Origin of the sequence: Streptomyces sp. NPDC004647, assembly GCF_040609575.1 — a bacterium.
Taxonomy (GTDB): Bacteria; Actinomycetota; Actinomycetes; order Streptomycetales; family Streptomycetaceae; genus Streptomyces.
On sequence record NZ_JBEXKU010000156.1, the window covers coordinates 1 to 7,321 of the forward strand.

Here is a 7,321-nt window from a genome sequence, read left to right on the forward strand (position 1 = left end):
CTTGTGGACGGGGTTGAGAACTGACCGTTGACCGCTTCAGTGCCTTGGCCCCGACGGCGGTGGCGACCTAGCACAGTTCCTTGTCGTTGCTGCCTCAACGAAGTCTGCTCTTGCTGTTGATGCTGGTGATGTTCGTTGCCTCCTCCAAGGCTTCCTGCAGCCGTTCGTTGCGAAGGGCAAGGTGCTGGACCTGTGCAGAGGCGAGGGCGAGTTGAGTGGTCAGGTCTCGGTTGCGTCGGCGGAGCTTGGCATTGCGAGCGACGAGTCTGTCGTGCTCGCTCGGGCCGGATCGGGGGGCAGTGGGGGCAGATCGGTGATCACTGATCTCGCGGGCGATGTCGGGGTAGCGGCGGCGAAAGGTGGTGTTGGTGAGGTCCAGCCGGCGGGCCAGCATGAGGACGCTGGGCCTGGTGTTGGTCTCGCGGCAGTTGTCCAGCACCTCCTGGAGGTGCTTGCGGACCAGGGCCTCGGGCAGGTCGGGGACTCGGCGGGTCATGCCGGGACGGCCTCCTGCCTGTTGGCCGTCAGGAACTCCACGACCTCGGCCCGCCGGTTCTGGATCTGCTGCCGCAGGCGGGGAGCCAGCGTCGGCCGGGAGGCGAGTCGTTTGTCGATGCGGGCGATCTCGCGTTGCCAGGCGGCAACGTTCTTGGGGGTGAGGGTGACGTTTCGGCAGGCCAAGGGCAGGCAGCCGCCGTGGGAGGGAAGTCCCTCGCTGTTGCCGCGCCGAGCCTTCTCGCAGAGGGCTTTGGCCGGGTCGTTGACGCAGGTGATGTATTCGCCGGGATAGATCGCCGGGTCGTTCCGTTTCATGATCCTTTTGAGTCGGTGCTTGTCCAGGGCGATCTGGCCCTGGAACTGCGCGCGCTCGCCGAAGTCCTTCAGCCGTCGGGCTGCTTCTTCGGCGGACGGGCCGGCGAGGTCGAGATGCTGGTGGGCTTCGATCATTTCCATGTAGACCTCGCCGCGGGCGATGGCCTGCTCACTCTCGACCTCGGCCCGGAACCCGGAGTCGCTGGTGCCTGCATATCCTTCGAACATTTGGATTGATTGATGCCGATATTGCAGGGCCCCGGCGATGACTCCGCCTGGGCGCCGGGCGATAAACCAGGCCAGGGTCCGCCGGAAGTGGCCGGTCTTGAGCCTGATCGGTTTTCCGGGGCCAGCGGCGATGGTGTCGGCGCGTTTGTGATCAGCGCAGAGTCGGTTCACGAACACAGCGAACTCGTTGAGATGGGCGTTGGTCGACCGGCTGAGCAACACCTCATTGGCGCATGTGCGGCCCCCGAAGCCGTGCGGAAGACGTCCGAATAGATACTTCTGGGCCTCTGGCTGGAGCCGTTCCAGGATCTTGACTGCGCGGGCAACGGCTTCATGGACGACCCATGTTGCCTGGACGCCGGCAACATCCTCTTCTCCTTTGAAGGCCAGGCTGTTGAGCTTCCAGCGATAGGGACGGCCGTCTGCGTCACACTTGGTCTCCAGGCAGTCCCGCTTGATGTGCTTGGCCTCGCTGTCCCGCATGCCGCTGAGGAAGGCGATCACGATGTAGCAGGCGGCCTGCAGGTGGCGAGCGAGGCGGGCCAGGCTGTTGGCCGTCGTGCTGTCAGTCGTGATCGACGCGATCCACGGCTTGCCGTCCAGCCGTCCTCTGACGTCCTCGACGAATGCGCTGTCGACGACCCCGACGGCTGCCGCCGCGGCATCGATCATCTGACGGTGCGGTGAGAGGGAGCCGTGGTAGCAGTCGAGGATGCCGCCAAGGTGGGTGAGACTCGGCTGGCCCTGGTAGCCGGGCAGCGGGCGTCCGGCGGCGACGTACTCATCGAGCAGTTTCGTCAGCCGTGTTTCGACATGTGTGTTAGCCGAGCCTCGGGCCGGCCGGGGAACTCGGGCCTCGTGCCACCGGCGGTCGGCGTCAAGGATGTCGGGGGCGAAGTCGTCGATGAACCGCAGGGCCCAGCCCAGCAACGGGCCGAGGACCTCCTCGGGGAGCCGAGCTGTATCGTTCTCTCGGCGCCTGGCCGACCTGGACTCGCCCCACCCGTCCAGGTTGAGCGGGTCAAAGCGGAGTGCGTCCTCGCCAAGGTGCCGACGCCAACGCCAGAGCCGTCGTAGGTGTGCCCGGGACCGCTCGCGTTGGGACTGGCTGTTCGGGAAACGGGCCAGTAGGTGCTTGCGGTAGTCGTCGAGATCCCGGGACGAGAGCTCCGACAGTTCGTTCCGATGCGGTGGCCATCGGCGGTCGAGCCACTTCAGGAACCTCTTGATCTCGGTGAAGGCGGTGCGGACGGTCGCAATCCCTGGGCTCTCCTCGCCGTCCGGCGCCTCCAAGGACAGCAGTGCGTAAAAGAGTCGCTTCGCGGACGGGCGGAATCGCTGCGGCAGGGTGGGGAAGTTGAGGATCAGGGATGCCTCGTGGGCTTTGCGCTGGGCGGGAGTCAGCCTCCAGATGTCGTGGCTGTAGCGGGAGGTGTCCTCCAGGCGGATTCCGGTCCGTAACTCGCGGCCGTGCAGGACGTACGGGTCTTTGAGCGTGACGGCCGTGGGGTTGGCGGCGAAGGTGGCGATGCTCATGGCTGTTCCCAGGGGGCTTCGACCAGGTCGAGGAGGGCGTCGGGCAGGGGCTGCTGGCGTACTTTGTCGACTTCTGCCGGGGTGAACTTGGCGAGGATGTCGCGCCGGACGGCGACCCAGGCGGGGCCGTAGCGCTTCCACCAGGCGTCTTCGCTCATGCGCTCGCGCATCGTGCCCAACGCGTCCAACAGCGCGAGGAGTTTCGGCAGGTGAGTCCGGGTGACCAGGCAGTTTCCGCAGTGGAAGCAGGCCAGAAAGGAATCGCCGCAGGGGGCTCCGGTCTCAGGGTGGTGGTCGTAGTCCTCGCAGGCCGTCCAGGCGGTGTCGAGTTCGCCCTGGGCGAGCTGGCGGGCGGTCTCCTCGGGGAGGCCCGCGTTCGTGAACTGCTTCGGTGACTCGGCATCCGGGATCACGGTGGGTTCACCGCGGCGGCCGACGGCGGCCTCGTGTGCGTCCCGGGCCGCTTGTTCGGCGTCTGCCAGGGCTTCCGTGATCACTTCCTCGGCCCACTCGCGGGTGGCCTCATCCGGTTTGAGGTAGTTCGCGAAGAGGACCTGGGCCGTGTTGCTCTTCGCGGACGAGGGCAGGTGACCGCCGAGCTGCCTGGTGCGGCGGGCATCGACGCCGGTCTTGATCTGGTTGAAGGTCACCTTGAGCGGTGGCGCGGTGGTGGAGGCCGGCTTCCCGTCCGATGCATCGTTCGGTTCCCCGGCCCGGTCCTTCTTGACCTTTGCGGCGGGCGGCGGGTCCGCGAGGACGGGCTGGGGCCGGGTGGCCGCCCACGTTGACATCCCGATGCCGCTGCGGTCGTTGAGCCTGGTGTCGAAGGGTGCGAAGTGCTCGTCGCGTCCTTCGTCTCCCTTCTTGGAGCCGTTGCGCCAGAAACAGAAGGCCGTGGACGAGCCGCAGATCTCACGGCTGCGGGCTGTCAGCTCCAGGAGAAGCAGATAGAGCCCGCCGGGGGTGTGCAGTTCACGCTGTCTTGGGCCGATCTCCCAGGTCGCCGTCTCGAACCACTTCTTGGTCCCGCGTCGCCGCTTGACGACGACGAGTTCAACCGCGCGGTCCTCAAGGATCCGATGCTTTGCGGGAAGCTCCTTGAGGGTCTCCCCGTTACGTTCGGTGACCAGGGCCAGTAAGGCCATCAGCGGAGCCAGATCACGCCAGGTCAGGAACAGGTGGGAGGCAAGCTCGACCCGCCGGCGAAGGTGATCGAGAGAGAACTCGAGCTGGGGGACCTCACCGGTGGCTGCCATGGCGGCCAGAGTCTCGGCCAGCTCTCGGCGGTGAGGATCCACCTGCCCGGGAGCTTCGGTGTACTGACGCACGAGCTGTTCGCCGGCGCGGATGCGGCGGACGATGCGGGCTGTGTCTGCCCGCGCGGCTGCGGTCAGCCGGTCGAGTTCACCGTTCGAGTACCCGCCGACCGCATATCTGGGCTTCGGCAGGCGTCGGTTGAAGGCGTCCCGGGCGTCGGCAGGCAGCTGGTCTTTCAGACGGTCGGCCGCGAACTGGAGACGCATCTCGAGCATGTCGCCGTATCTCGTGGCAGGTGCTGACTCGGGGCGCGTGTGAAAGGCATCAACATGGGCGCGGGTGAGTTGCTCCGGGACGGCCGGCATCGGCTCCGTCTTCGCGAGGAAGCGGGCCCATCTGCCCATGACCTGCCAGCTCTCATTCGCGCCCGAGAGTGTGCGGATGTCGCCGCTGGGGCCGATCCGCAGAGCCAGGGCCTCGGCCAGCAGAGGATGCCAGCCGAGCACCGGCAGCGTGCCGACGTCATAGCTGGCGCGACGGTCGTCATCACCGTGGAAGTCGACCACTAGGCCGCCCGACGGTCCTTCGCGGACCGGCGGGGGCGCCTCGTAGCCATCCGGCGGCAGGCTGGATGGGCGGCCCGGGCCGGTGCTGCCGCGGCCCCGGCGCGTCATGCCCTCACCTCCGCTTGCTCAGGCAGGTCAGCGGGCGGCTTCTCCTCCCCGAGCACTTCAACCGGGGTGTCACGGGGGTCCTCCCAGGTGTCGGGGACGAGGGCCATGCGGGTCTCCATCTCCAGTTCCTGCAAGGCGTGCAGATAGATCAAGGTCGACAGCTGGGAAGCGTGTCCGAGTCTGCAGCGGACCCAGTCCATGGGATCGCCGAAGATCCGCTGGTAGTGCAACCGCTGGGCCGGGTTCATGTCGCCGAGGGCGGCGATGTGCCCGCGCTGGAGCTGTTCGAGGGTGATGACCGCGAACGTGTGCCGCAGCAGGTGGGCGTGCGCGTAGAGGTCCAGGCCCTGCTCTTCGCACCGACGGTTGGCGTCGGTGAACATGTCCTTCCAGGTCGACAAGGACAGCGGCATCCCGCTCTCGCCGAGCCAGAACATCGCGGGCTCCAGCCCCTGTTCGGTGTCGATCAGCAGCCGTTGACGCTCGCGCGGATCCAAGAGCCGGACGTCGACCTTCTCGCCGCGGTTGATGCCACTCGAGTACTGAGCAAGGTGTGGCCTGTCCGGATCGAAGATCACGATGGGCCGCCGGATCTTGCGGTAGCGACCCGCATCTCGGGCCTCCTCGATGACCCATCGCCGATCCTCGGCCGCGTAGGCGGTCAGGTCGCGGCGGACCGAGGCCGGCTCGTAGACCCAGCGGGCCGAGTTGCGCTTCGCGATCGCCGCAGGCAGCCAGGACTTGCTGTAGCCCGCCGGGCCCGGTCCGGTCGGCACTTCCGTGATGAGGCGGCTGGCCTGCTCTTCCAGTCGCAGGCCGGTGCGGACCGTGGAGTCGGTGAAGGTTCCGTTGCGCGGGGCCCATCGGCTGCGGAAGTTGTCCCGGGGCAGGCCCTCGCGGTCGTAGCCGAGGACACCGACGTCCCTCCATCGGCGGTAGGACGGTGCGGGCAGCCACTCGATGACCTCGCCGCCCTCGTCGTGGGCGTAGGTCGCCGGCACCGTCTCCACGGTGCTGTCCAGCTTCGGCCGTCGCCTGCCCTTCTTCTGCTCGTTCGTTCCGTCGCGGCGTGGCCGCTGGGGGATCGGCACCTCCGGCACCCACGACTTGCGCTTTGCGTAGACGTAGAACTGCTGGAGGTGGGAGACCTCTTGGCTCCACGTGTCGCCGTCGACGCGCGGGCCGCGTGGATCACGACGCCGCCAGTAGTGGTAGGCCGTGTGATCGGCCTCGTTCGCGTCCCTCCAGTCCTTCCCGCCCCGGCTCCGGTGCAGGAAGTTCAACTTCCGACAGAGGGCCGACGCGCGGTTGAGCTGGCTGTTCAGCGGGCCTTCCATCAGGTTCACCTGATGGAAGTACGAATTCAGGTCCGTGTCGTAGACGAAGCACGGCGACAACAGGTACGGCGTCCCGTCGGGAAGGCCCAGGTCATCCAGCCAAAGCTCCCACTCGTCCGGGGAAATCCGCAGGTGCCAGGGCTGCGGCTCAGGCTGCGGCAGGTCCCGCGAGCTGTAGTGGACGGTCCACACGTTCGTTGGTGACACGGCCGGACGCTAGCCCACCCGTGACCGCGCCTGCGCAGCGACCGCCGCGCCGCGAGGAAGGCCCCTCCCGGCTGGGAGGGGCCTTCGAAGACTATGACTGTGCTGCTCAGCCCTTAGAGGATCTTGAGCTGCTGGGGCTCGGCGCCCGGCTTCTCAACTACGGAAACAGAGCCCCCTGCGTTCCAGACTTCTTCCAGGTAGGCGTAGACCTGGATCGCCCGGATCATCGAGTCAGTCTTGCTGTAGCCGGTTAGTTCGACGATCCGCTCGAGGGCTTGTGCCGCACGGGGAGGAAGGTTCGCGGTCACCCGGTCGACCAGATGGGACTTCCCAGTGCCTGCCTTCCTCTTCGTCGCTTCGATGGTGTCCGGCATCGGGGTGCCTCCTCGATCTGCAGGTTTCAGATGGGGAGCCGAGCACGCGGCAGGCCAAGGCGCGGAACGACACGCCCCGCCGTAACGGCTCCCCCCAGACGAGCCTGTACTCATCTGTTCCACGAAATCCCCAATAGCGTACGCCACTCAGCGTCTGAACGAAACCTAGAAACGCGATCTGTACGCAAATCGCACGCATGGTGTACGCTGTCGATGGAACTGCATGCCCACGAGGCACAAGGCATCTGGCATATGCAGTCCAGGGCTCACCGCGGAAGGAGACCTGGGTGTCGAAGAAGGAGGGCCACAAGCCCAAGCGTTCCGACAAGTCAAAGGAGCCGACGGCCTCCAAACCGTTGCGGAGTGGCGATCCGCAACTGCCGGTCTTCGTCCTCGGGGACCCTGAGCAGGCCCAGGCCGGAGACCCGAAGCGGGCCGAACCCGGGGAGCCGCGACAGGCGTCGTACCCGGAGATCGCGGCGCCACTCAAGACCAAAATCAAGCTGAAGGCCAGCCCTGACGGAGACATCGCGATCACCGTCGAATCACACGCCCTGTCTCCCACGAGCATCGTCGCGACGTGGGTGCTGTTGGTCGTGGGCGGCATCTGGGGCGGCTGGAATGTCTACCGCATGCTCCATGGAATAGGGCCCGCCTGGCTCCCGCCAGCGGGCGCACTCGCGGCCACGGTGGCCATCATCGGAGGCGGATGGCGAGCCGTGCGCAGGGGTCTCGCCATGCTCCGCCACACCCTCACCAAGCACGCCGAGCAGTCCGACGAAGGCCAGTAGCAGTACCCGTGACCGAGCCCTGAGCAACCTGCGCCTTGTCACGCCACCAGCGCGATCGCCTCGATGAGTCCAGTTCTGCAGTCAATGACCGAGCGTGCACAAGC

Annotated in this window: 6 protein-coding genes; 1 reads left to right on the plus strand and 5 read right to left on the minus strand. The window is 66.8% G+C overall.

Annotated elements, in window-relative coordinates; genetic code table 11:
- Positions 1-94: 94 nt before the first annotated feature.
- The 5 genes from ABZW18_RS33900 to ABZW18_RS33920 form a co-directional block, all read right to left on the minus strand.
- A complete protein-coding gene (locus ABZW18_RS33900; RefSeq protein WP_356195161.1) occupies positions 95-496 on the minus strand; it encodes a hypothetical protein in 402 nt (133 codons plus the stop codon).
- Positions 493-2,577, minus strand: a complete 2,085-nt coding sequence (locus ABZW18_RS33905) for a hypothetical protein (protein ID WP_356195163.1) — start codon at positions 2,575-2,577, stop codon at positions 493-495. Before ABZW18_RS33905 ends, ABZW18_RS33900 begins: the two co-directional genes overlap by 4 nt.
- Positions 2,574-4,508, minus strand: coding sequence for a hypothetical protein (locus tag ABZW18_RS33910; protein WP_356195165.1), 1,935 nt, complete (start codon positions 4,506-4,508; stop codon positions 2,574-2,576). The genes ABZW18_RS33905 and ABZW18_RS33910 overlap by 4 nt, the downstream gene beginning before the upstream one ends.
- The gene (locus ABZW18_RS33915) at positions 4,505-6,052 is read right to left on the minus strand and encodes an integrase (RefSeq protein WP_356195168.1); all 1,548 of its coding nucleotides are present in this window, start codon (positions 6,050-6,052) and stop codon (positions 4,505-4,507) included. The genes ABZW18_RS33910 and ABZW18_RS33915 overlap by 4 nt, the downstream gene beginning before the upstream one ends.
- Positions 6,053-6,165: 113 nt before the next feature.
- The gene (locus ABZW18_RS33920; protein ID WP_356195170.1) at positions 6,166-6,426 is read right to left on the minus strand and encodes a hypothetical protein; all 261 of its coding nucleotides are present in this window, start codon (positions 6,424-6,426) and stop codon (positions 6,166-6,168) included.
- 287 nt (positions 6,427-6,713) lie between these two features.
- Here ABZW18_RS33920 and ABZW18_RS33925 point away from each other — a divergent pair, with 287 nt between their 5' ends.
- On the plus strand, positions 6,714-7,217 hold the full coding sequence (locus tag ABZW18_RS33925) for a hypothetical protein (protein WP_356195171.1): 504 nt from the start codon (positions 6,714-6,716) through the stop codon (positions 7,215-7,217).
- Positions 7,218-7,321: the final 104 nt, after the last annotated feature.